The 23,017-nt window shown below is 62.6% G+C and carries 19 protein-coding genes and 2 pseudogenes; 12 read left to right on the top strand and 9 right to left on the bottom strand.

All coding sequences use genetic code 11. The annotated features are described in order from the left end of the window. The first annotated feature begins 133 nt into the window (after positions 1–133). Entirely contained in the window at positions 134–1,084 is a 951-nt protein-coding gene (locus tag AC50YA_RS20850) for an IS1595 family transposase (RefSeq protein WP_494984098.1), read from the top strand. 242 nt (positions 1,085–1,326) lie between these two features. Here AC50YA_RS20850 and AC50YA_RS20855 read toward each other — a convergent pair. The 4 genes and pseudogenes from AC50YA_RS20855 to AC50YA_RS20870 form a co-directional block, all read right to left on the bottom strand. Next, positions 1,327–2,279 (bottom strand): annotated as a pseudogene (locus AC50YA_RS20855) (IS1595 family transposase). Positions 2,280–2,658: 379 nt separating this feature from the next. Further along, positions 2,659–3,759: an ROK family protein gene (locus AC50YA_RS20860; protein WP_494984099.1), complete on the bottom strand. Its 1,101-nt coding sequence runs from the start codon at positions 3,757–3,759 to the stop codon at positions 2,659–2,661. A 344-nt stretch (positions 3,760–4,103) separates the two neighbouring features. Beyond that, positions 4,104–4,961, bottom strand: a complete 858-nt coding sequence (locus AC50YA_RS20865) for a sugar phosphate isomerase/epimerase family protein (protein ID WP_494984100.1) — start codon at positions 4,959–4,961, stop codon at positions 4,104–4,106. Between the two features lie 44 nt (positions 4,962–5,005). Further along, positions 5,006–6,037 carry a zinc-binding dehydrogenase gene (locus tag AC50YA_RS20870; RefSeq protein WP_494984101.1) on the bottom strand — a complete coding sequence of 344 codons (1,032 nt, stop codon included), beginning with the start codon at positions 6,035–6,037 and terminating at the stop codon, positions 5,006–5,008. Between the two features lie 465 nt (positions 6,038–6,502). Between AC50YA_RS20870 and AC50YA_RS20875 the strand changes: the two genes are divergently transcribed. From AC50YA_RS20875 to AC50YA_RS20915, 9 genes are all read left to right on the top strand, one after another. After that, on the top strand, positions 6,503–7,909 hold the full coding sequence (locus AC50YA_RS20875) for an ABC transporter substrate-binding protein (protein WP_494984102.1): 1,407 nt from the start codon (positions 6,503–6,505) through the stop codon (positions 7,907–7,909). Positions 7,910–7,942: 33 nt separating this feature from the next. Next, positions 7,943–8,923, top strand: a complete 981-nt coding sequence (locus AC50YA_RS20880; protein WP_494984103.1) for a carbohydrate ABC transporter permease — start codon at positions 7,943–7,945, stop codon at positions 8,921–8,923. Next, on the top strand, positions 8,923–9,783 hold the full coding sequence (locus tag AC50YA_RS20885) for a carbohydrate ABC transporter permease (protein ID WP_494984104.1): 861 nt from the start codon (positions 8,923–8,925) through the stop codon (positions 9,781–9,783). Before AC50YA_RS20880 ends, AC50YA_RS20885 begins: the two co-directional genes overlap by 1 nt. A gap of 2 nt (positions 9,784–9,785) precedes the next feature. Beyond that, positions 9,786–10,958 carry a Gfo/Idh/MocA family protein gene (locus AC50YA_RS20890; protein WP_494984117.1) on the top strand — a complete coding sequence of 391 codons (1,173 nt, stop codon included), beginning with the start codon at positions 9,786–9,788 and terminating at the stop codon, positions 10,956–10,958. Between the two features lies 1 nt (position 10,959). Next, a complete protein-coding gene (locus AC50YA_RS20895; protein WP_494984105.1) occupies positions 10,960–11,982 on the top strand; it encodes a Gfo/Idh/MocA family protein in 1,023 nt (340 codons plus the stop codon). A 1-nt stretch (position 11,983) separates the two neighbouring features. Further along, positions 11,984–12,979 carry a sugar phosphate isomerase/epimerase family protein gene (locus tag AC50YA_RS20900; protein ID WP_494984106.1) on the top strand — a complete coding sequence of 332 codons (996 nt, stop codon included), beginning with the start codon at positions 11,984–11,986 and terminating at the stop codon, positions 12,977–12,979. 433 nt (positions 12,980–13,412) lie between these two features. After that, positions 13,413–13,796: a hypothetical protein gene (locus AC50YA_RS20905; protein ID WP_494984107.1), complete on the top strand. Its 384-nt coding sequence runs from the start codon at positions 13,413–13,415 to the stop codon at positions 13,794–13,796. Between the two features lie 159 nt (positions 13,797–13,955). Then, positions 13,956–14,558 (top strand): hypothetical protein, encoded by a 603-nt coding sequence (locus tag AC50YA_RS20910; RefSeq protein ID WP_494984108.1) that lies wholly within the window; start codon positions 13,956–13,958, stop codon positions 14,556–14,558. A gap of 113 nt (positions 14,559–14,671) precedes the next feature. Beyond that, positions 14,672–14,806, top strand: a complete 135-nt coding sequence (locus tag AC50YA_RS20915; protein ID WP_494984109.1) for a hypothetical protein — start codon at positions 14,672–14,674, stop codon at positions 14,804–14,806. A 274-nt stretch (positions 14,807–15,080) separates the two neighbouring features. Here AC50YA_RS20915 and AC50YA_RS20920 read toward each other — a convergent pair whose 3' ends face one another. The 5 genes and pseudogenes from AC50YA_RS20920 to ilvD all read right to left on the bottom strand — a co-directional run bounded on the left by AC50YA_RS20920 (position 15,081) and on the right by ilvD (position 19,931). Continuing rightward, on the bottom strand, positions 15,081–16,553 hold the full coding sequence (locus AC50YA_RS20920) for a tyrosine-type recombinase/integrase (protein ID WP_494984110.1): 1,473 nt from the start codon (positions 16,551–16,553) through the stop codon (positions 15,081–15,083). A 77-nt stretch (positions 16,554–16,630) separates the two neighbouring features. Then, positions 16,631–17,200, bottom strand: a complete 570-nt coding sequence (locus tag AC50YA_RS20925) for a TnsB C-terminal domain-containing protein (protein ID WP_494984111.1) — start codon at positions 17,198–17,200, stop codon at positions 16,631–16,633. Positions 17,201–17,296: 96 nt separating this feature from the next. Next, positions 17,297–17,557, bottom strand: a complete 261-nt coding sequence (locus AC50YA_RS20930) for a type II toxin-antitoxin system RelE family toxin (RefSeq protein ID WP_494984112.1) — start codon at positions 17,555–17,557, stop codon at positions 17,297–17,299. Then, positions 17,554–17,820 (bottom strand): type II toxin-antitoxin system Phd/YefM family antitoxin, encoded by a 267-nt coding sequence (locus AC50YA_RS20935; protein WP_494984113.1) that lies wholly within the window; start codon positions 17,818–17,820, stop codon positions 17,554–17,556. Before AC50YA_RS20935 ends, AC50YA_RS20930 begins: the two co-directional genes overlap by 4 nt. Positions 17,821–18,248: 428 nt before the next feature. After that, positions 18,249–19,931: pseudogene (gene ilvD / locus AC50YA_RS20940) on the bottom strand (dihydroxy-acid dehydratase). A gap of 94 nt (positions 19,932–20,025) precedes the next feature. Here ilvD and AC50YA_RS20945 point away from each other — a divergent pair. After that, complete coding sequence (locus AC50YA_RS20945) at positions 20,026–21,591, top strand: sugar ABC transporter ATP-binding protein (RefSeq protein ID WP_494984114.1); 1,566 nt, start codon at positions 20,026–20,028, stop codon at positions 21,589–21,591. 66 nt (positions 21,592–21,657) lie between these two features. Further along, positions 21,658–22,761: an ABC transporter permease gene (locus AC50YA_RS20950; protein WP_494984115.1), complete on the top strand. Its 1,104-nt coding sequence runs from the start codon at positions 21,658–21,660 to the stop codon at positions 22,759–22,761. Positions 22,762–23,017 lie beyond the last annotated feature (256 nt).

A 23,017-nucleotide genomic window follows, 5' to 3' on the forward strand; every position in this document is an offset into this window, starting at 1 on the left:
TGACGGGTTTACTGGGTATCCGGCATTATTCGATGCTGAACGGGTGGTCATGCGGCCGGGGCTGGAACCCCGCCAACTACACTTCGCATAATGTGCGAAGTGGGTATACGGTTTGCTCAGGTAGATTCGAGGAATGCCGAAACCAGACTTTCCGCGGTCGATTCTAGAGTTCCAGGCACAGTTCGGCGATGAACGGGCTTGCCTGGACTACCTGTTCGGGTGCCGCTGGCCGGACGGCTTCGTATGCCCCCGGTGCAAAGGACAGGCCGCTTGGCCGATAGCCAGCCGGAAGGTTTGGGAGTGCGCGGGGTGTCATTACCAGGTCTCGTTGACGGCCGGCACAGTCTTGCACAAGACGCATACCCCGCTGCATGTGTGGTTCTGGGCTGCGTACCTGATGGCGACGGGCACACCGGGGATCTCTGCCTTGCAGCTGCAGCGCCAACTGGGCCTGGGCCGGTATCAGACTGCGTGGACGATGTTGCATAAACTGCGTCGTGCCATGGTCGATCCCGCGCGTACACTGCTTACCGGCGAGGTCGAAGTGGATGAGTGCGAGGTCGGTGGCCGCGAGGCGGGGCGGCGCGGAGGCCGGCAACTCGCGGCCAAAGCCGCGCAGGTGGTCGTCGCCGTGGAGGTGCGTGGCCAAGGCTCCGGACGGGTGCGGATGACGGTGATCCCCAATGCCTCCGGCTACACGCTGGGCGCCTTCATCGTCGACAACGTGGCCCCGGGCGCCCTTGTCCACACCGACGGCTGGATGGGATACGCCCCGTTGGCCAAGAAAGGCTACGACCACCGTCCGCGCTCCCAGCGGGCGGCCAAGAGAGCCGGGGATCCCGATGCTGTCCTACCCCGCGTGCACCGTGCGATCAGCAACTTCAAGTCCTGGCTCCGCGGCACCCACCGTTCGGTAAGCAACGAACATCTGCAGGTCTACATAGATGAGTTCATCTTCCGTTACAACCGGCGGAACACGCCGATGGCGGCGTTCCAGCGGCTGCTCGGACTTGGCACGGAGCAGGCACCGACGACTTACCGCGAAATTATTGAACAAGGCCCGAAATCAAGCCGCCCGACCTGAGCAAACCGTATACCCACTATGTGCGAAATGCCCGCACTAAACGCGAAAAGCTGTCAAGGGTCCAGGAAAACTGCAGTTCATGCACGCGTTGAATCCAGCAACCCACCAGCAGCCAAAGAGCTCCCTGAACCGAGCGTCCTGACTGGATGCTCCGCCCGGGCCGCGGGGAAACACTCGAACCGGCGTATTCGAACCCAATGCGAACATGACGGCGTAAGGTCCGTTGTGGGTATCCGGTTAGCTCAGGTCCGGCGGTCCGATGCCTGATCATGGTCGATAATTTGGCAATACGTGGTTGGTGCTTGCGTGGTGCCGAGGCCGAGCAAGGACTGGAAGGCCGCCATGGGGGTGCCGCGCCGGTTGAAGCGGAACGTGAACTCATCGATGTACGCCTGCAGGTGCTCGTCGCCCACGGAGCTGTGGGTTCCTCGCAGCCAGGACTTAAAGTTGCTGATCGCGCGGTGTACGCGGGGAAGGACCGAGTCGGGGTCGCCGGCCTTCTTTGCGGCCCGATGGGAGCGTGGGCGGTGGGTGTAGCCTTTTTTGGCTAACGGGACGTATCCCATCCAACCATCGGTGTGCACGATGGCGCCCGGAGCCACTGTGTCCGCGACGAAGGTGCTCAAGGTCGCCCCCCGAGGCATTGGGGGATCACCGTCATCCGCACCCGCCCGGAGCCCCGGCCGCGCACCTCCACCGCGACGACGACCTGCGCGGCCTTGGCCGTTAGGCTCCTGCCGCTGCGTCGGCCGGTCTCCCGTCCGCCAACCTCGCACTCATCGACCTCGACCTCACCCGTCAGAAGGGTGCGTTCGGGGTTGACCATGGCCCGGCGGAGCTTGTGCAGCATTGTCCAGGCCGTCTCGTACCGGGTAAGTCCAAGCTGGCGCTGCAGCTGCCGCGCCGAGATCCCCGGCGTTCCCGTCGTCATCAGGTAGGCAGCCCAGAACCACAAATGCAGCGCGGTGTGCGTCTTGTGCAGCACCGTTCCAGCAGTCAGAGAGACCTGGTAATGGCATCCGGCGCATTCCCACAGCCGTCGGGTGGACAAGGGCCAGCCTGACTGCCCCTTACACCGCGGACATACGTAGCCCTCCGGCCAGCGGCACGCGAACAGGTAGTCCAGACACGCCTTCTCATCGGCGAAGCGCGCCTGGAACTCCAGGATCGTCCGCGGAAAATCCGGCCTCGGCATTTACAAAGACTACCTGAGCTAACCGGATACCCACTAGGTCTGATATCGGCGTTCTAAAATCCCCGGAAACACGGGGGAGAAGCACCCATCGGCGGCCACCGTCCACGGCACGTGCGAGGCCTGCGGCGGACCGCTCGGAGACGATCCCTGGGTGACCTGCTACCGGGCCTGCTCGGCCGGGTGCGAGGATACAGCCGACTCCCGCTGGCTCAAGGCTGCGCGCCCCCCGATTGGCGAAGCTCCGGTCAAATAGCGGTTGACCGAAGCTTCGGTCCATTATGCCTAGCTGAACCTTAGGGTTGGCTGGGAAGGCGGGCAGTAGGACGAGGGCCCTATCTAAGACGGAGCTTGGGCCGCTCCGCCGATGGCGGATACTACGTCAACCTGAGTAAGTCGCAGTCAAGGCCTCTAGGTTTTCCGGCTCGAGAACATGTTCGATAGCCATGATGCCTGCCCCGATGACCCCGGCGTCGGCCCCGGTGCGGGCTTGAACGATTGAAAGGTGCTGGGTAGCCAGGGGGGTGGAGCGTGAATAGACAACTTCCCGCATCCCCGCGATGAGCTGTTCACTCGCTTCAGCCATCGAGCCGCCGATAACAATAAGGGACGGGTTGAGGATGCTAACGCACATGTTGAGGACCTCACCTATATCCCTGCCCGCCTGGCGAACAGTCTGGCTCGCCAGGAGGTTTCCTTTCCGGACGAGGGCAACCACGTCACTGTCGCGCTCAAGTTCTACGCCCTCAGCCCTCAGAGCCGCCGCTATAGCCGGCCGTCCGGCAATGGCTTCCAAGCACCCGATATTGCCGCACCGGCAGGCGATGCCTGCCGCCCGCCCGATTGCAATGTGCCCAACATCGCCTGCAGAGCCGTCGGCACCGCGCTGCAGCTGTCCGCTGCTGATGATTCCGGAGCCGATGCCCGTGGCGACTTTGACGAAAATTATGTTGTCGGACTCCGGCCACGCCACGGCTCGCTCGCCGAGAGCCATGATGTTGACGTCGTTATCCACTAGGACAGCCACGTCGTAGCTGCGCTGGACATAGCGAGGAACGTCGAATCCGTTCCAACCCGGCATGATCGGGGGCTGCGAGGGTTTCCCGGAAGAATGCTCCACCGGACCGGGAAGCCCGATGCCTACAGCGACGACATCGGTCTTTTTCCGCCCGAGCCCTACCGCCAGTGAATCGATTGTTGCCGTGAGCCATTCGAGCACCGGCTCGGGTCCCGCGGCGATTTGGATCTCCTCAGTGACTTTGGTCAGGGTATTTCCGGCGAGATCCATAATTGCCACCGTGCCGTGGGTTGCACCGATATCCGCTGCCGCAACCACCCGCGCGGTGGGGTTGAACGCCACCAGGGCCGACGGCCTGCCGCCGGTGGAGGCCGCGTCACCGACTGAGGCAATGAAACCGGTCTTCATCAGTTCGTCAATGCGCGACGTGATGGTGGAGCGTGCAAAACCAGTAGCTGCCGACAATTCAGAACGCGTGCGCGGCCTGCCGTCCCTCAGTATCTGGAAGAGCTCGCTCGCACCGAATCCGGGCGCATGCTTTAAGCCTTTCGTGCTTGGAGACTGGCCGTCTCCGTCGGTCAAGGTCCGCGTCAAGGTCATCAAGGCCCTTTACTGCTAGGGCTCCGCGCGGCAGCGGGAGCGGTCGTTGTCGTTGAATCCTCATGACCCGGGCTTACCGTTGCTTGAGTTCCTTCTATCATTAGATCAAAGTTGACAGACGCCGTGCAGCACCGATGAGCTTTGATGTTTCGGGCCCTTCGAAGTACCCGGCCCCACCTGACATGTGTCACGACACCGGCCCCGATCTCTTACTTGGTCAGGCCGTTGTAGGCACTGCGCACGTAGGCGTCGGAGGCCCTGAGTTCCTGGCCAATCTTCTCCAGGCTCCAGCCGTGGGTTCCGTGGCACTTTATGCTGGCTGCTCCTTGGTAGCCGGCCCGCTGAAGCTCTGACAGCAGGAACCGGTGGTCCAGGGTCCCTTCTGGTGAAGGGAGCTGCTTTTCGCCGGGACCGAAATTCAGGCCGTCCACGCCGTGGCGGTAGGAGCGGTCCACGTCCCAGATGTAGTAGTAGTAGAGCCTCTTGCGCTCGGTCAGGAAGGCGATGACTTCGCTGATGGTCTCCTGCATGACCCACATGTGCGGGGGCGCCAGGCAAACGCCCAGGTAGGGATCGTCGATGTCGCGGATGAGGCGCTTGATCTGGGCGAACGTGTCCACGCCTTCATCCCACCGTTTGTCTTCGTTGCCGCCCGCTTCGAAATCGGCCGAAAAGGGAACCGTGAGGTGGTTTTCAACCGCGATGCGCACGCCTGCCTTGGCGCCTGCTTCCACTATCGGCGGCAGGAAGGTTCCGACATAGTCGGGGTAGTTGGCTTCGCAGTCGAAGATGACGGTATCGATCCCCAGATCGGCCGCAAACTGGACCCGCTCCAGGATCTCGTCCTGATTCTTTCCGTAAACCGTGAGACCGCACGCCTTCATGCCGTACTTCGCCAGGAGGTCGCGGATCTTTCCGGGGTCATCGCCCGGATTGACGTGGTGGGCCAAGGGCGCGGCCGAAGACCAGAGATTCACCTCAGTGAATCCGATGTCCGCCAGGTCTCTGACTGCATCTTCGAGTGACATGTCGTGGTACGGGAGGATCTCTGCGGTGTAGCGGAACATGCTGCTTGTCCTTTTCTTAGATATCGACGCTGAAGCTTGCGGTGTCAGTTCCAGACGAACACGGCTTTTTCGGTCTCGCGCCGATCGAAGGCTCCGAAAGCCTGCTCGGCGTCTTCCAGGGAATATTCGTTACTGATGATGGCTTCGACGTCCACTTTGTTGTCGTCGACAAAGCGCAGGATCTCCTGCCACTCGCCTAGGGGGAAGTACCAACCGCCGACCACGGTGAGGAGCTTGCGGATGACCTGGTCGCTGGGGTTGATTTGCGTGGCACGGGATTCGCCAACAAAAGCGACGCTTCCCAGCTTCGCCGCCGAGTCCAGAGCGGTGTTCTGGCCCGCGGGGTTGCCGGAGCAATCAATGGCGACTTCGACACCGCGGCCATTGGTCAGCCCGAGAATCGCTTCAACGGCGTCAGCGTCTTTGCTGTTCACGACGCTGTCTGCTCCCAGCGCGCGGGCCTGCTCCAAACGCTCATCGAGAATGTCGACTGCGATCACCCGGGCACCGAACGCTTTTGCTACAAGAACAGCGGCCGAGCCCATCGGGCCCAGACCAATGACGGCGACTGTCTTGTTGCCGCTGACCGCCATCTTTTTCTGTACGTGGTACTGGCTGCCGATCATGTCGGTCATCACGGCGCCGGCCTTGAAGCTGAAATGAGCCGGCAACGGCAGGGCGTTCCTGGCCGCAATGGTGAAGTATTCGGCATCCCCGCCCGCAAAATCGAACCCGAAGCATTTCCATTCAGGGCAAAGCATCGAATAGCCCTGGCCGCAGTACTCGCAGTGGCCACACCCGACGGCCAGATGAGCGGCCACGCGGTCGCCGACCTGAACGCCACTGACCGCGCTTCCGACGGCCACCACGACCCCTGCCGCCTCGTGGCCCGGTACGACATCCCCGGCGTCCGCGGCGCCCCCGCCAACGATCGGGTTGCCGTAGTAAAGGCTCATGTCGCTTCGGCAGATGGCGGAGGCCTTGGTCTCCACCAGGACCTCGTGGGGTTCCGGCTCCGGCCGTTCCCGATCGGCGACAAGGACCTTCTTGTCCCCCGGAAGAATTACTGCACGCATCGTCGCGACTCCTTCTTTTTGATCTTGCTCTCTGGTGAGCGGCGCCGAACGAAACTATGGCGGCGGGGCATGGGCCGGGAGGCCCACGCTTCTCATCATCAGGTTGAATCCCTGTATGAGTATGACATCGGACACACGACCTATGTCAATACGCAGACAAAAGTGTGCTTGCAAACATTCAATAGTTGCGGGTCTGAGGGCAAGCCCAATTGCCCGATGGCGCGGATTACGCCGCTTGGCCCTAGTGGAACTCTCTGCTCACCAGCCGCAGATCCACGGCTATTAATGCACGGAGGCAATCGGAAGTCGGATGGTTTACTACAACTTTTGCTTGACCAAATTCAAAAGTACTCCTACTCTGTTGTGAGGCGGATCACCGCCAGCGATCACTGGAACGGCGCCTGCTGCGGTCAGAGACAGGCACCGAAGACGAAAGACAGGCCCATGTTCAAAACTCAGAGTCGAGTGTCAAAGTCCCGCTTGGTGGCGGGGCTGGGCGTCGCGGTTACGGCCGCCCTGTTCGCAACAGGCTGCACGGCAAACTCCCCCGCTCCCAACGTCAGCGCCGCGAAGCCGGCCGAGCTGAGGATGCTGTACACAACGGATGAGGCCAATAGCGCCGCTGTGGCGTCACTGGTCCCGCAGTTCAAGGAAAAGCTGGGAATCGACCTCAAGATCGACAACCAGCCCTATGACGCCCTCCAGCAGAAGGTCTTCTCCGAGTTCGCATCCAGCAGCACCTACTACGACATCGTCGTTGTCGACACTCCGTGGGCACCTGCCCTGGTCCAGAACCTGGAACCGCTGACGCCCTACTTGCAGAACAAGGATCTGAACCCGGCGGTGGCTGATTCCAACGTCGGCGACTTCATCCCCAAGGTTTTCTACGACACAGCCGTCTACAACGCTGAGTCGCCGCTCAAGCGATACCCGGAAGAAACGGCCAAACCGGACCCCTCGGCGATCAAGAGCGCCGGATTCGAGATTTACGGGCTTCCGATCCAGTCAAACGTCGCCGTCATGGGATACCGCAGCGATCTCTTCAACGATCCTCAGCAACAGGCAAACTTCAAGGCCAAGTACGGCAAGGACCTGAAGGTTCCGACAACGTGGGAAGAATACGCCCAGGCGGCCGAGTTCTTTACCCAGCCGGACAAGAACCTCTACGGCACGACCGTAATGGCCGGCGTCGGAGACTGGGCTACCGATGATTTCAAGACCCTTCTGGCCTCCTTCGGCGGAGACGGCACACTGGTGGACCAGGACCTGAAGCTTGCCTTCAACACTCCGGAGGGCGTCGAGGCGCTCAGCTACTACGCGAAGCTTGCCCAGAGTGGCCATGTACCGCCGGGCAGCACCTCTGCAGACTGGGGAACCACTGCGGAGTCGTTTGACAGTGGACTTACCGCGATGACGATCAACTACCACGACCTCAAGCTGGCGGACAACGTCAAGGGCGGCACCATCGGCTACGCCCCGGTGCCCACGGCCGAAGCAGCGGGCCCGCACTTCGGAACCTGGATGCTGAGCGTGAACAAGAATTCCAAGAACAAGGAATGGGCCTACCAGGCGATCAGCTGGCTTACTGCTGCCGACCAGCAGACAGCGATGACTGCAAAGGCCCTGCACCCGAGCCGCGCATCAGTGTTCGCGTCGATCAAGAGCGACAACCCGATGGCGCCCTTCTACGAGACGCTCGGCAAGTCCCTTGAAGTTGGCGTCGGGCGCGCGCGCTTGAGCAACTACACGGAAGTCAGCCACGAAGTAGCTGTCGCCGTAAACAATGCGGCAACCGGTTCTTCCTCGCCCCAGGACGCCTTGAAGACGGCGAGCGACAAGGTGTCGACCCTCCTCAAGTCAGCCGGTTACTGACGTGTCGCTCACGTCACCTAAGGAGCACCAAACATGAAATCCGCAGTCACAGTGCCCGATGCTGGATTGAAGGTTCAAGGCGCCCGTCGTGCGGACGGTCGCAATTCGACCGCTCCGCACGACACCAAGCGGCCGTCGTGGAAGAAACGTTCGCTCCCTTGGGCCTACATGGCCCCCGCCATGATCGTCCTCTTGCTGATGACGGTCGCTCCAGCCATCTTTATCTTCTATTCAGCCTTCCGGAACGATAAGATCCTCGGCGGCGTCGGCCGGTTCGTCGGGCTCAACAACTTCGTCGAGGCCGTTACGAACGCGTCGGTCCGCAACGCGTTCGGCATAACGCTTGCGTTTGTGGCCGTGGCAGTCATTTTGGAGATGCTTCTGGGCTTTGCGCTGGCCTTGCCCTTGGCGGCACAAACAACCGCCAATAAATGGGGGGCCGCGCTGATGCTGCTGCCATTCGCGGTGACACCTGCCGTCGCGGCAATGGTCTTCAAGCAGTTGCTCAATCCAAACTACGGCTGGGTCGGCTACTACCTGGGATTTCTGGGATTCCCGAATGGAGTCGATCTCCTCGGCGAGCCGACTTCCGCCTGGATCGTTCTCCTCATCCTTGACATGTGGCAGTGGACGCCATTCATTGCACTGATTCTGATGGCAGGACTCCAGTCCCTGCCGGCAGAACCACGGGAAGCCGCCATGGTCGACGGTGCGAGCCCCTGGCAGATGTTCCGCCACATCACCCTGCCGGGCATGGTGCCCTTTATCGCAATCGCGGCGGTCCTCCGCACCATCCAAGCCTTCAAGACCTTCGATTCATTCAAAATCCTGACTGGCGGAGGCCCTGGCGAATCGACCGAAATCATCAATCTCGGCATATACCGAGTCGGTCTTCAAAGCTTCAACGTGGGCCTGGCCTGCGCCCTGGGTGTGATCTTCCTGATCATTCTCTCGCTTCTGGTTCCGCTCATGCTGCGCGTCATCGGCCGCCGGTCCGATCCTGAGGAAATGTAATGACTACTACTTCATCATCCGTCCGCCGCGGGCTAATTGCTCGCGTGATTGTTGGACGCACCTTCCTGTGGGCCTGGCTCCTGGTGGGCCTCGTGCCTCTGATCTTCATGCTCATCACCTCCATCAAGCCGGCTGGACTTGCGAACCAAATACCCCCGGCTTGGTTCTTCGCACCGACGCTGGAAAACTACGCCTCCGTGTTGACGGCAGGGGGCGGAAAATCCGAAAGCTTCGGTCAGCTTCTGCTCAACAGCGCCGTCGTGAGCCTCGGCGCCACAGTGCTGGCCATCGCCGTCGGCGTGCCTGCAGCCTATGCCCTGACCATGAGGGATTTCCGGGCACGAAAGGGCCTGTCTTCCTGGATTCTCTCCACTTACATGTTCCCCCCGATCGTTGCGGTAATCCCGATCTTCGTATTTGCCGGCAGGCTCGGTCTCATCGACACTTACGCCGTGCTGATCATCCCCTACGCCGCTTTCAACCTGCCCATCGTGGTGTGGATCCTCCGCAGCTCCATCCTGCAGCTGCCGTACGAGATCCAGGAAGCAGCGATGGTGGACGGCGCGTCACACTGGACCATTCTTCGGCGCATCATCTGGCCCCTGCTGGTGCCGTCCGTGGCCACGGCAGCCGTGCTGACCATCGTCCTGTCCTGGAACGAATTCCTTTTCGCCCTGTCGCTCACCCGCAGCGGAGCAAAGACAGCCCCGGTGGGCCTGCAGCAGTTCACCGGCATGTACGGAACGGACTGGGGCAACATCACCGCCGCGGCCACGCTCATCGTCGCGCCGATTCTCGTAATGATGATCGTGCTGCGCCGGCAGATGGTCGCCGGGCTGTCCTTTGGTGCCGTGAAGTGACGATGCCCGACGAAAGCAGGACCACAGATAGGCCCTTGGGAGTAGCACTGATCGGCTACGCGTTCATGGGCAAAGCCCACTCGAACGCCTGGCGGAACGTTGCCAGCTACTTTGATGTCCCGGCCTTCGAACAAAAAGTCCTCGTCGGCCGGGACCCGGCAGGGGTTGCTGCCGCAGCGGACAAGTACGGCTGGTCGGAGTCAGCCACGGACTGGCGCGCCGTCCTGGACCGCGATGACGTCGACATCGTCGACATCTGCGCCCCTGGCTTTATGCACGCGGAAATCGCCATCGCGGCGCTGACCGCGGGCAAGCACGTCCTGGTGGAAAAGCCCCTGGCCAACACCCTGGCGGAAGCCGAAGCCATGGCCGAAGCCGCCCGGAAGGCCCGTGCGAGGGGTGTGCAGTCCATGGTGGGCTTCAACTACCGCCGCGTCCCAGCCTTGGCACTGGCCCGGGAGCTGATCGCCGAAGGCCGGATCGGGACCGTCCGGCACGTGCGTGCCGCCTACCTTCAGGACTGGCTGGCGGATCCGGAGTCGCCCATGAGCTGGCGTCTGAAGCGGGAAGCGGCCGGCTCCGGCGCCCTCGGCGACATTGCCTCCCATGCAATCGACCAGGTGCTGTTCCTGCTCGGGGACCACATCACCGAGGTTTCGGGGCGGACGCACACGTTCACGACGCACCGCCCTGGGGCGCAGGGCCGGGAGGAAGTTACGGTCGACGACGCCGTGTGGGCCACGCTGACGCTCGCCTCCGGGGCTATCGCCTCGGTCGAGGTCTCCCGGGTGGCCACGGGCCAGAAGAACTCGCTCAAACTGGAGATCTACGGCGACAAGGGCTCCCTCGTGTTCGATCTGGAGGACCTGAACGAGCTGGGTTTCCTGGACGCCACCGTCCCGGTCCGGGAGCAGGGCTTCCGCCGGATCCTCGTCAACGAGCCCGAGCACCCCTACGTCGGTGCATGGTGGCCGCAGGGTCACATCATCGGCTGGGAGCACACCTTTACGCACGAAATCCGGGACTTCCTGGCGGCCATCGGCAGCGGGACCGAGCCGTCGCCGTCGTTCGACGACGGCCTGGCTGTCCAACGGATCCTGGCCGCCGTGGAGGAAAGCTCGGCTGCGAAGAGCGCGCTGATCCAGCTGGCGTCTCGCGTCAGAGAAGGAGCCTGACATGTCCGGCCCGCTTCGGATCGGGGTGCTGGGGGCATCCCGGATCAGTCCGACATCCATCGTTGAGCCGGCCATGCTGACGGGCGCTCGTCTGGTAGCCGTGGCCGCCCGTCACCGCGCCCGTGCGGAGAATTTCGCGAAGCAACACGGAGTGGAACGGGTTTACGACACCTATGCCGACGTGATTTCGGATCCGGAGGTTGAGGCCATCTACAACCCCCTCGCCAACGGCCTGCATGCCGAGTGGAACCTGCTTGCGATTGCTGCAGGAAAACATGTCCTGTCGGAGAAACCGTTCGCCGCCGACGCTCCGGAGGCCCGGGAAGTCCGCGACGCCGGCAAGCGCGCCGGGGTCGCCGTCGTGGACGGTTTCCACTACCTCTACCACCCCGTGACAAGACGACTTCACGAATTGCTGAGCTCCGGCGAGCTCGGGGAGCTGCAGCGGGTCGAAACGATGATGATGATCCCGCCTCCGGCACCAGAGGACCCGCGCTGGTCACTCGCCTTGGCCGGCGGTGCGTTGATGGATTTGGGCTGTTACAGCCTGCACGCTGTCCGCGCGATGGCGCCCTGGGCAGGTGGCGAACCCCGGCTGGTCGATGCACGCGGCGGCGAACGTGCCGGGCTGCCGGGCGTGGACGAATGGGTAGATGCCAATCTGGTGTACCCGTCAGGAGTAACAGCATCGGCGCGGTGCCACATGGCTGGAGAGGGCCGTGAGATGACCTACCGCCTCATCGGAAGCAAGGGTCAGGCCACGGTGGCGAATTTCGTTCTTCCGCACACCGATGACCGACTCTTAGTGAAGACAGCCGCGGGCGAGCGCGTGGAGCACCTCGGAACGCGTTCTTCCTACACTTACCAGCTCGAGGCGTTTACGGCGTTGGTGCGTCATGGAGTCCCGATGCCCACCGACAGTGACGATGCCGTCCACACCATGGAACTGATTGACGAGTGCTACCGGGCCATCGGGCTTGAGCCCCGCCCCCTCCACCGTCCCGCAACCTCTGAAGGAACCTGACATGCCCCGCCCTTACACCCTGTTCACCGGCCAGTGGGCCGACCTCCCGTTCGAGGAAGTCGCCAGACTGGCGTCCGGCTGGGGCTACGACGGCCTGGAAATCGCCGTCTCCGGCGACCATCTGGACGCCTGGCGCTGGGACGAACCCGGCTACGTCGAGTCCAAGCTCGCCGTCCTGGACAAATACAACCTCAAGGCCTGGGCCATCTCCAACCACCTCAAGGGCCAGGCCGTCTGCGATGACCCGATCGACTTCCGCCACGAAGCCATCGTCGGCGCCAAAGTCTGGGGCGACGGCCACCCCGAAGGCGTCCGCCAAAGGGCCGCGGAGGAATTGAAGCACACCGCCCGGCTCGCCAAGGCACTGGGCGTGGACACCGTCGTCGGGTTCACCGGCTCCTCGATCTGGCAGTACGTGGCCATGTTCCCGCCCGTCCCGGAAAAGGTCATCGACGCTGGCTACCAGGACTTCGCCGACCGCTGGAACCCCATCCTGGACGTCTTCGACGACTGCGGCGTCCGCTTCGCCCACGAAGTCCACCCCTCCGAGATCGCCTACGACTACTGGACCACCGTGCGCACCCTCGAAGCGATCGGTCACCGCGAAGCGTTCGGTCTGAACTGGGACCCGTCCCACTTCATGTGGCAGGGCATCGACCCGGTCTCCTTCATCTGGGACTTCAAGGACCGGATCTACCATGTGGACTGCAAGGACACGAAGCTCCGCCCCACCGGCCGGAACACCGTCATGGGCTCGCACCTGCCCTGGGGCGACCCGCGCCGCGGCTGGGACTTCGTCTCCGCCGGCCGCGGCGACGTCCCCTGGGAATCCTCCTTCCGCGCCCTCACCGCGATCGGCTACACCGGCCCGATCAGCATCGAGTGGGAAGACGCCGGCATGGACCGCCTCCACGGCGCCCCCGAAGCCCTCGCCGCGCTGAAGAAGTACGACTTCCCGGCGTCCAACACCCCGTTCGACGCCGCCTTCAAGCAGTAGCCTTTGCGGCCGAGACAACGCTTCACGAAGCCTGGACGGCGCTGTCCAGGACACGGGCTACGTCCGGGCGCCCTGGGCTCACCGGACCGTCGGAAGGATTGTCTACACGTATGCGACCGTGAATCCGTCTCCGAGCATATAAGCGAAGGTGTAGCGCCATCTTGTCGTCCGCTGCTCACCACCAGCAGCCTACGGCGCCCGGCATGGCGCAATCGTCTCAAACCACCTGCATTTCATTGAAATAAGTGAGCCCCACGGGCCGCTGTCGCCGCGGGCGGGAACTGGTGCAGCGCCGGTGCAGGTAAGGGGACGGTCGTGGCATTCGTGGGGGCAGCATCCCGATAAGTAGTTGGTGCGTTTTCGGTGGTTTTTCAGTGGTAATTCTAGTCTGTTCCGCTAGGATTGGATGACTAGTGGAAGGAGCGTGACACCTGTGAGCATATCCATCGATGTAGGGGCCGCCCATGGCGGAACCGCACGGCTGGGCATCCGGGAGATCGTCAGGCAGCTCAACAGTGCTCTTGGGGCGACGCTGGTCGCAGCACTGGCCGGCAGCAAGGACCCGAAGATCAGCTACCGCTGGGCCCGCACTGACGGACCTGAACCGCGGGCTGAGGCTCAGGCCCGGCTCCAACTGGCGCACCGCGCCTGGACGGCTGTGGCGGGGGTGGAAGGTGAACACGTGGCCCGGCTGTGGTTTGTCGGCGCGAACCCCTGGCTGGGCGAGGTCTCCCCGATCGAGGCAATCCGGGACATGCGCGCCAAGGACGTCATGAGCGCGGCTGCCGCCATGACCGAGGACAGGTTCTCCGCTTGACGCAGGTCTGTGCCGCCACGGGCCTGGCCTATGTGGAAGGGCCGGTCCTCGGGGTACAGAATCGCAAAATCCTCGTATGGGCCGCTAAACCCGCTGCCGCGCACCGTCGGATCCGCCGACAGGTCTTCGTGGTCACGTTTCGACACCCCTGGATCGACGGTGTACCTGGCCGGGGATAAGAGGACCGCGTATGCCGAGGCCCTGGCCATGGCGCGGGTGGCCAAGGACTTCCGCAACGCTATTGCTTTCGCCGCCCGGCAGCTCGGCGTGCCTCTGGAGGACGCCAAGAGAATGATCCAGGATGACTGGACCAGGAACGGAAACATGGTTCCGGGCTGGCTGCCGGCCAACTGGCGCGACGGACGCCTGATGTACAGCCTTCAGATCAACGGTCCCAAGCGGTGGATCGATCTCACCGCCGCTGAATCGATCGCCGCCCTGAACCGCCACCTCGGCCAGCAACTCGAGGACGCCTTCGGCATTGCGGACATCACCCTGGCAACACTGGCAGGCGAAGACCGCGAACCAACGACACACATCGCCCAATGGCTGCGCGAACAGGTTATGGACGACGGCAACTACGCGGCCGGCGTCCGTGCACATTCAAAGTACGGCGGCGGTGTGTGCTGGGCATACTGGATGCGCCGCAGAGACGACAACCTCGGCGCCGATCCAGTCGCTGTCCTGGACGAGACAGAAATCCACCGCAACGACCCGGACCTGGACTACGTTCTCGCCATGTACGGGCTGGATTGCCGCTGAGGCGCGCATGAGGGTAGCGAAGACCGACCCAAAGAAATCCTGCGGTATGCCACCGACAGCGATCGTTCATCCCCAACTACATAGACAGGCTCCTCTGGCCACAAACCGAAGTGGTGCAAAACCTGCGCAACCGTTCGGCAGCCATCAACATCACCATGGAGGACATCGACCGGCTCACCGACAAAGTCGAGACGGCCTACTCAATCTACGTGGACTCCGGTGCGGTACCGCCACCCCCCGCCCAATGAACAGTCAATCGAACGAGGTCCGAAGCCTTGACGGACGCACCGACGGCCGCCCCTCGGTGCGTGTTTGGAACTCATGGACCGGCCCAACACGTTGTTGCGGAAATGACGTGCGGCTCTCCCCTTACGGCGCCCGGCACCGGTAGCGGATATTACGTCAACCTAAGTTGACAGTCGGTCTCCCTTGGCGGGGCCGGTTGTCCGGTCTCAACATAGTTGTCAGTTTTCTCATTGAATCGGTCAGCCTACGGATTCTTCTCCCGTCTCAGTCAACCTGTCAGCCTGGTTCAGGGTGGTCTGAGGTCGTTGCCTGTGAACGCTCCGCGTCTGGGGCAGGGAGTCCGAGGCGGCGCACATTCCGGGACTGTAGGACCCGCACGGTCGGAGGCAGGGCCAAACATACGGAACTGACAACTCGAATGAGACAGATCGGGCGACTTGTCGTCTCATTCAACCTGTCAGTTCCCACGTCGACACTGACAGGTTGAATGAGACCGGACACCGGTAACCTGGAATGTTCCGGTCCGGGGGTATCGGGCGCCCCGAGAAAACCGTGAAGCAGCGAGGGCCACGGCCGGGCCAGGGCCCGGAGCCCGTCAATATCCACACGGGCGTAGAGGGCCGTGCTCGTAAGGCTCCGATGCCGGAGCACCTGGGCGATCCCGGGCAGAGGGACGCCGGAGTTGACCATCCCGCAGGCCAGGGTATGGCGCAGGCGGTGGGAACCGACAGGGGCGAGTCCGGCCCGTCGGCAGGCGCGGCGCACAACCGAGGAAATTCCGCCCCGGCCCAGCGCCTCAAGGGGTGCCAAGGACCTGAGGAAGACTTCCCGCTGAGAGGTTCGCGGGCGTCCCCGCTGGAGGTAGCCGGTGATCGCCTGCCCCACATCAACGGGAAGCGGCAGCCGGTCATCCCGGCGGTCCTTGCCGTGCACCACGATCAGCCCCGCGCGCCAGTCGATGTCCTCGAGGCTCAGTGCGGCGACCTCGCTGGCCCGCAGCCCCAGGCGCAGGAGGATGAGCAGGATGGCATAGTCCCGCCGGTCACAGGAGTCCAGGAGCCTTTGGGTATCGGCAGCGGTGATCCCTGCCGCCAGGGGTGAGCGGCGGCGTCCGGTGATGGATAGGGCTGCTCCCGAGAGGTCGGTGGGGATCAGTCCTTCGGTGAAACAAAAGCGCAGGAACGAGCGCACGGCCACCACGAAGAACTGAGCGGAACCGACCGAGACTTTCGCCGCTTCGGTGCGCACGGCATCGGTGACATCCTTCGTTCCCAGCTCAGACAGGGCGCCCCGGGGTGCCTGCCGGTCCAGGAAACGGCGGGCCCGCAAGACGTAGGCAGCCGCCGTGCATTGGGCCAGTCCCCGCTCCGTGAGCAGGAACTTCTTGAACGAGCCAAGCAGCACATCGATCGACGATCCCGGCACGGGTGCCTCGTTCTCGGCCTGGATCACGTCCTGTTCAACGAGGATCTCGATCATGGTGTTGAAAACGCGGGGCGGATACGGGGAAATGCGCCCCGCGGAATGTCTGGCGGCGATGAACTGGCCGACGCAAGCGCCCGTTACATCCGCTGCTGTCAGTGGCCGTTCCTGGAGCCAGCGGCTCCAGTCGGCCACCATCCTCAGTTCGCTGGCTATCGTCAGCGGCGTGTAGCCCAGATCCTTCAACCTGGCCGTGAACGCAGGGGCAAACGGGGCCAACGGCCCCGTCATGCGGACCTTGCTGACCTTGGTTGCGGGGATGCCCATTTCTTCCTCCTTCTTGCGGATGCCGATGCAAGAAGGATGGCGGACACCCTGTGATTATGCCGACGAATCCGGCCCGATCACCGCGCGGAGCAGGAGCCATACCAAAAGGTCGGCATAACGCGAAGGTCGGCATAATCGACGTAGAGTACGTCCGGGATGCCGCACATCGGCCAGCCCGGCCCGTTCTTGGGCCAGATGCCCTGGCGCAGGGCCAGCGCGGTGTTCATTGCCGACGGCGCGCCAAGGAAAACCATGTACCCGCAGACCGCACGGGAGTAGTCATCGAGGATCACTGTCAGCCAGGGCCTGGCCGGCTTGCGGTTGGCGTCCAGCACCAGGACGTCCATCTCGGTGTGATCGGCCTGCCATATCGCGTTCGCCCGCTCGGCCCGGCGCCGCCAGACCATCTCGTATTTGTCCCGGTATGCCAAGGGCCCCTGGTGGGCCAGAGTGACCATGCCGGGATCAAGACCGGCCACGATGGACCGGACCGTACTGTAGGAAACCGCGGGCCAGCCCTGGTCGGCGGCCACTCTGTTGGCCTGTTTGAAGATGGCAGCCGTTGTCCGGGGCGGCCTCACCAGGGCGAGTCCCTCGATCAGCGAAACGAGTTCGGCAGGTGATCGGCGGCCGCGTTTCCGTGGCACCGCCGGTTCCAGGCCGGGGCGGCCGTTGAGCCTGTAGGCCCGAAGCCAACGCTGCAGGGTGCGTAGGCCTAGGCTAAGACAGGCAGCCGCCAGCACCTAGTGTTGGTAGATGTCCCGCCGGTGACCGGTCGCAACAACCAGGACCACGAGCTGTGCATCCTGGATCTCATAGATAATCCGGTAATCGCCGGTCCGCACACGCCAATCGCCGCTGCTTCCGGACAGCTTCTTGGCGCCGGGGGGACGAGGCGTTTCGGCGAGCAGTTCGATGGCGGCCTGGATACGCCGGCGGGCGTCGGGCGGGAGTTTGCGCAGCTGCCGTACGGCCGCCGGGGCGAGCTGAACGGCATAGCTCACGCCAGGCCCAGCTCTGCCTTGACTTCCTCCCAGGGCACCGGGCTTTCGCCACTGTCGGCCATTTCACTGCGAGCTGCGTTCGCCGCCCGTAGGTCCTCCAGATCTTCGGCGGCCTCAATCAGGGTGGCGAGGTCCTCGGCATCGATCAAAGCCGCGACGCGACGGCCGCGACGCAGCAGGTATACCGGCTCATGGCTTACCCGCGCGGTATCAACAGCCTCGGACAGCCGACTCCGGGCATCAGTCACAGTCATCTCGCTCATGACTCAAGCTTAGGCGCAAAGCGCCAGAACGTACATAAGCGCAGTATGGGCGGAAATGCCTATAGCGATGATTACGGGTCGAATTCCGGCAGCAGACGGAGATAGCTTTTCTGGCTGCGGATCCGCGCGGGCCTTCCCGTATTCGGGGAAGCTACTCAGGGTCCCGGCTGTGGCGGAGGTGGCTTAGCAGCGCCTCAGGATTCCCGGGGTTCTCTTCCAAGTGCCGCAGCAGACTCATGCGGACCGCTTCCGGCGTGGCCGTGGCGAGGCTGTTTTTGAAAGTATTGGGCTCCAGGCCTCCTCCGACATACCCGCACGAGCAGGAGGATTCCTTGGGCGGCTGGCATCGGTCCCTCCTAAACTCCGAGTGCTTCTCCCGAGATCGAAACCATCAGCGCAGCCGAAGTGGCCGTTTTAAGATTACATTTCTAGCCGCAGTACGCGCCGGTGGAGGCGCTGTGGACCAGTTTGGCGTACTTGGCGAGCACACCCTTGGTGAATTTGGCAGGCAAGGGCTCCCAGCCGACCTTGCGGGCTTCGAGCTCGGCCTCATCGACCAGCAGGTCGAAAGTGCGGGCTGCGATGTCCACGCGGATCCGGTCCCCGTCCTTGACGAACGCGATGGGGCCGCCGTCGACCGCTTCCGGGGCAACGTGGCCGATACAGAGGCCGGTGGTTCCGCCCGAGAAGCGGCCGTCGGTCAGCAGCAGCACGTCCTTGCCGAGGCCTGCTCCCTTGATGGCGCCGGTGATGGCGAGCATTTCGCGCATGCCCGGTCCGCCCTTGGGGCCCTCGTAGCGGATGACGACGACGTCGCCCTTCTGGATCTGGCCGTTGTCCAGCGCGTCCAGGGCGCCCTGCTCGCGCTCGAAGACGCGGGTGGTGCCTTCGAAGACATCGGCGTCGAACCCTGCGCTCTTGACCACGGCGCCTTCGGGCGCCATGGAACCGTGCAGGATGGTGATGCCGCCGGTTTTGTGGATCGGGTTGTCCAGCGCGCGGAGGATCTTGCCGTCCAGGTCCGGCGGGTTGATGGCCGCAAGGTTCTCGGCAGCGGTCTTGCCGGTGACGGTGAGGCAGTCGCCGTGCAGCAGGCCGGCGTCGAGCAGTGCGCGCATGATGACGGGCACGCCGCCGATCTTGTCCACGTCGGTCATGACGTAGCGGCCGAAGGGCTTGAGGTCTCCCAGGTGCGGGATCTTGTCGCCGATGCGGTTGAAATCGTCAAGGGTCAGCTCGACTTCGGCTTCGCGGGCGATGGCGAGCAGGTGCAGGACCGCGTTGGTGGAGCCGCCGAAGGCCATGGTGACGGCGATGGCGTTTTCAAAGGCCTTTTTGGTCATGATGTCGCGGGCGGTGATGCCGAGGCGCAGGAGGTTCACCACTGCTTCGCCGGACTTGCGCGCAAACTCATCACGACGGCGGTCTGCCGAGGGCGGGGCGGCGGAGCCTGGGAGGGACATGCCCATGGCCTCGCCGATGCAGGCCATGGTGTTCGCGGTGTACATGCCGCCGCAGGCGCCTTCGCCCGGGCAGATGGCGCGTTCGATGCGGTCAAGGTCGCCAAGGCTCATCTTGCCGGCAGCACACGCACCGACGGCCTCGAAGGCGTCGATCAGGGTGACTTCCTTTTCGGAGCCGTCCTCGAGCTTGACCCAGCCCGGCATGATGGAGCCGGCGTAGAGGAAGACGCTGGCGAGGTCCAGGCGCGCGGCCGCCATCAGCATGCCCGGCAGGGACTTGTCACAGCCGGCGAGCAGCACGGAGCCGTCGATCCGCTCGGCCTGCATGACGGTTTCCACCGAGTCGGCGATGACTTCGCGGGAAACCAGCGAGAAGTGCATGCCTTCGTGGCCCATGGAAATGCCGTCTGAGACGGAGATGGTGCCGAACTGCATCGGGAAGCCGCCGCCGGCGTGGACGCCTTCCTTGGCGCCCTGGGCCAGACGGTTCAGGGAGAGGGGTTGCAGGGAGTGATCTCGTTCCAGGAGCTCGCCACGCCAATCTGGGGTTTGGCGAAGTCGTCATCCCCCATGCCGACCGCCCGGAACATGCCGCGCCGGCGCGGCATGGATTCCGTCAGTAACGACCCGGCTCCGGGGCTTAATCACGCACGAAAACGCCTCCTCGTACTACAAAAGCGATTCGGACTACTGAAATCAGACACTAGACCGAAATATGACAGCGCGGTGAGGAGATGAGAACATGCATGAACTAACTGGCCCGCACACCCCTGCGTTGACCCTTCGGGGGATATCCAAAAAGTATGCGGACGTTCAGGTACTGACAGACATTGATCTTGACGTCCGCGCCGGAGAAGCAGTCGGACTCCTGGGGCAGAATGGGGCAGGGAAGTCGACGCTGATCAAAATAATTTCAGGGGTTGAAAAGCCTTCCCAAGGCCTGATTTTCCTGGACGGTGCGCCGGCGGATTTCCGCTCCACCCACGAGGCCCAAAACGCCGGCATCGCCACCATTCACCAGGAAATCATTCTCGTCCCTCAGATGAGCGTGGCAGAGAACCTCTGCCTATCAAACCTGCCGCACAAGGGTGCGGTCCTGGACCGTCGAGCCCTCTACCAGGAAGCCCGAAACGCCATTACTGCCTTGGGTTTCGATATCGATGTCCGGTCTCCGGCCGACACTCTAACTGCGGCTCAAAAGCAGGTTGTACTCATCGCTAAGGCGCTGAGGCAGAAAGCTAAAATACTGCTGCTGGACGAACCGACAGCAACGCTTCCCGCACCCGATGTTGCCAAACTGTTTGAACTCCTCAGGAAACTAAAGCAGGAGGGAACAGGGATCATCTACATTTCGCATCGGATAGACGAGATGTACGAAATCTGCGATCACATCATGGTTCTGCGTGACGGCAAGCACGTGATGACAGAGAAAGCCGCTTCCTTTCCTCGTCAGGATGCCGTGCGGAAGATGCTCGGCTCGGACCCGGTCAGCTCCCTGGAACCATCGCAGGACCCGTCACTCGAACCCCTGCTTGAGCCTTCGCAAAAATGGAACTTTGCGCAGGCGAAGGGTGAACGCCATCCGGACGGCGCTCACCCTGCATTCGAGGTCCTGAATCTGAGCGATCCGGAGCTTCTTGACAACGTGACGCTCAGGGTCAGGCCGGGAGAATCCATAGCCGTGACAGGACTGGTAGGCAGCGGTCAGTCTGAACTTGCCGCTTGCCTGTTCGGCGACCGCAAATTCTCGTCAGGCCACGTTTACGTTGACGGAAAGAAATTACGGTCAGTCCATCCCCGCGCGCTCATCGCTGCCGGAGTCGGATGGGTGCCCGATGACCGGAAAACCCAAGGCCTGGTCCTCAATATGGACCTGAGCGAGAACTTCTCCATGGCCAATCTCCGGATGATCGCCCCCCACGGTTGGCTGCAACGGAAACTGGAAAAACGGATAGCCGACAAGGCCATCAAAACCCTGAAAGTAAAGTGTCAAGGCAGCGGCCAGCAGGTCGGACGTCTGAGCGGCGGTAACCAGCAAAAAGTCGTCGTGGGAAAGTGGCTCACGGCCAAGGCAAAAGTCTTGTTGCTGAGTGAGCCGACCCGTGGAATCGATGTGGCAGCCCGCGAAGACATCTATAAGGAAATCAACGCGTTCCTGGATGCCGGCGGGTCAGTCATCGTTTTCAGCTCCGAAATTGAAGAGGCGCTCATGTGCCACAGAATCTACGTCATGGGAAACGGCGCCGTCGTTGCTGAGTTTGATCAGCACGATACGGATCTCAACCAAGTGATGTCGTTGCTCAGGTAGCGGCCCATCCCCACCTACGGCCGTCCATCCCAAAGCATTAACAGTGATGACAATGGAGTCAATTTGATGATCAAAACAGTAGAAACAGCGGCGAAACGACCGTATACCGGCGAACCCATCCTTACGCCCCTCCTCGGAGCCGTGAAAAGCAAGGGCGTTCTCCTGATGGCCGTGGCCGCGATCCTTATTGCAGGATCCGTGATCTCCCCCTACTTCCTGACCAGCCGCAACATCAGCAGTATCGTTCTGACAATCGCCGTCTTATCGGTGGTCGCCGTCGGTCAGTTTCTCGTCATTGTGACAGCCGGAATCGACCTTTCGGTCGGCGCCATAACAGCGTTGACGACAGTGATGACGGCGGTACTTCTGCGTGACGGCCTCCCCGTAGCGGCGGTTATCGTCATCTCCATTGCCGTCAGTTCCGCCGTAGGACTCCTCAATGGGCTGCTGGTTGTCTATGGAAGGATCACACCCTTCATCGCAACCTTGGGCATGACCAGCGTCGTGCAGGGCGTTGCGTTCCTCGTTCAAAACGGCACTTTGGTACCCATTAACAACGACGGCTTCGTCTCCATCTTCGCCGGTACGATTGGCCCGTTTCGCTCCGAAGTCATCATCTTCGTGGTGGTGACTCTAGCCGCCGCCGCACTAATGAGGTGGAGCATCTTCGGCCGGAGACTGTACGCACTGGGCGGCAATCCCCAGGCAGCACGCCTCTCGGGACTGCCGGTCAACAGAGACATAGTAACCGCCTACCTACTGTCAGGCATGCTGGCCGGCCTAGCCGGCTTGATGTTGGCGGCCCAGCTGCGCTCGGGCAACTCGCTGTTAGGCAGCGAACTTGCACTGAACTCCATCGCCGCGGCAGTGGTCGGTGGCGCTTCCCTCTTCGGCGGGACGAGCACACCGCTTGCAGCTGTCTTCGGGGGCCTGCTCATCGGAACGATCTCCAACATCCTGGACCTGATCAGCATGCCTGTCCAAGGACAGCTCCTGATCAAGGGAGCCCTGATTCTCGTCGCCGTTTACTTCACGTCCGGCGCCGGACTCAGCCTGAGGCAGAGGATCCGCGATACATGGAAAAATAGGATAAACAAGCCCGGCCCTTCTCGAAGCCCCCGCGCCCTGGGCCCGGAAGCGCAGGGCGAGCTGCAACCTTTGAAGAGGTAACCGGACAGGACGCGGCTCGCAGGGTAATTATCCAACGGCGCCAGCCTGACAAATAGGTGATTCGATGCACCGGAGGGCAGGGAAAGGCCCCGGCCGGCAGCCCCCGAAGATCGCGAGGCGCGCACCGGGGCCCCGTTTTGAATTCAAACAATGAGAAAGGTAGCGACCCCATGAGTTTGCATGGATCCAAGATTGCGCTGTTGATCGAAGATGAGTACCAGATCCTGGAAGGCTGGTACCCGCTGCTCCGCCTGCA

It is taken from the genome of Pseudarthrobacter sp. RHLT3-21 (assembly GCF_059383495.1).

Excerpts from the sequence above, each read along its gene's own strand:
- AC50YA_RS20850 (WP_494984098.1), top strand. The coding sequence starts at position 134 with ATGCCGAAACCAGACTTTCCGCGGTCGATTCTAGAGTTCCAGGCACAG.
- AC50YA_RS20865 (WP_494984100.1), bottom strand. The coding sequence starts at position 4,961 with ATGTTCCGCTACACCGCAGAGATCCTCCCGTACCACGACATGTCACTC.
- AC50YA_RS20870 (WP_494984101.1), bottom strand. The coding sequence starts at position 6,037 with ATGCGTGCAGTAATTCTTCCGGGGGACAAGAAGGTCCTTGTCGCCGAT.
- AC50YA_RS20880 (WP_494984103.1), top strand. The coding sequence starts at position 7,943 with ATGAAATCCGCAGTCACAGTGCCCGATGCTGGATTGAAGGTTCAAGGC.
- AC50YA_RS20885 (WP_494984104.1), top strand. The coding sequence starts at position 8,923 with ATGACTACTACTTCATCATCCGTCCGCCGCGGGCTAATTGCTCGCGTG.
- AC50YA_RS20890 (WP_494984117.1), top strand. The coding sequence starts at position 9,786 with ATGCCCGACGAAAGCAGGACCACAGATAGGCCCTTGGGAGTAGCACTG.
- AC50YA_RS20895 (WP_494984105.1), top strand. The coding sequence starts at position 10,960 with ATGTCCGGCCCGCTTCGGATCGGGGTGCTGGGGGCATCCCGGATCAGT.
- AC50YA_RS20900 (WP_494984106.1), top strand. The coding sequence starts at position 11,984 with ATGCCCCGCCCTTACACCCTGTTCACCGGCCAGTGGGCCGACCTCCCG.
- AC50YA_RS20920 (WP_494984110.1), bottom strand. The coding sequence starts at position 16,553 with ATGGGCATCCCCGCAACCAAGGTCAGCAAGGTCCGCATGACGGGGCCG.
- AC50YA_RS20935 (WP_494984113.1), bottom strand. The coding sequence starts at position 17,820 with ATGAGCGAGATGACTGTGACTGATGCCCGGAGTCGGCTGTCCGAGGCT.
- AC50YA_RS20945 (WP_494984114.1), top strand. The coding sequence starts at position 20,026 with ATGCATGAACTAACTGGCCCGCACACCCCTGCGTTGACCCTTCGGGGG.
- AC50YA_RS20950 (WP_494984115.1), top strand. The coding sequence starts at position 21,658 with ATGATCAAAACAGTAGAAACAGCGGCGAAACGACCGTATACCGGCGAA.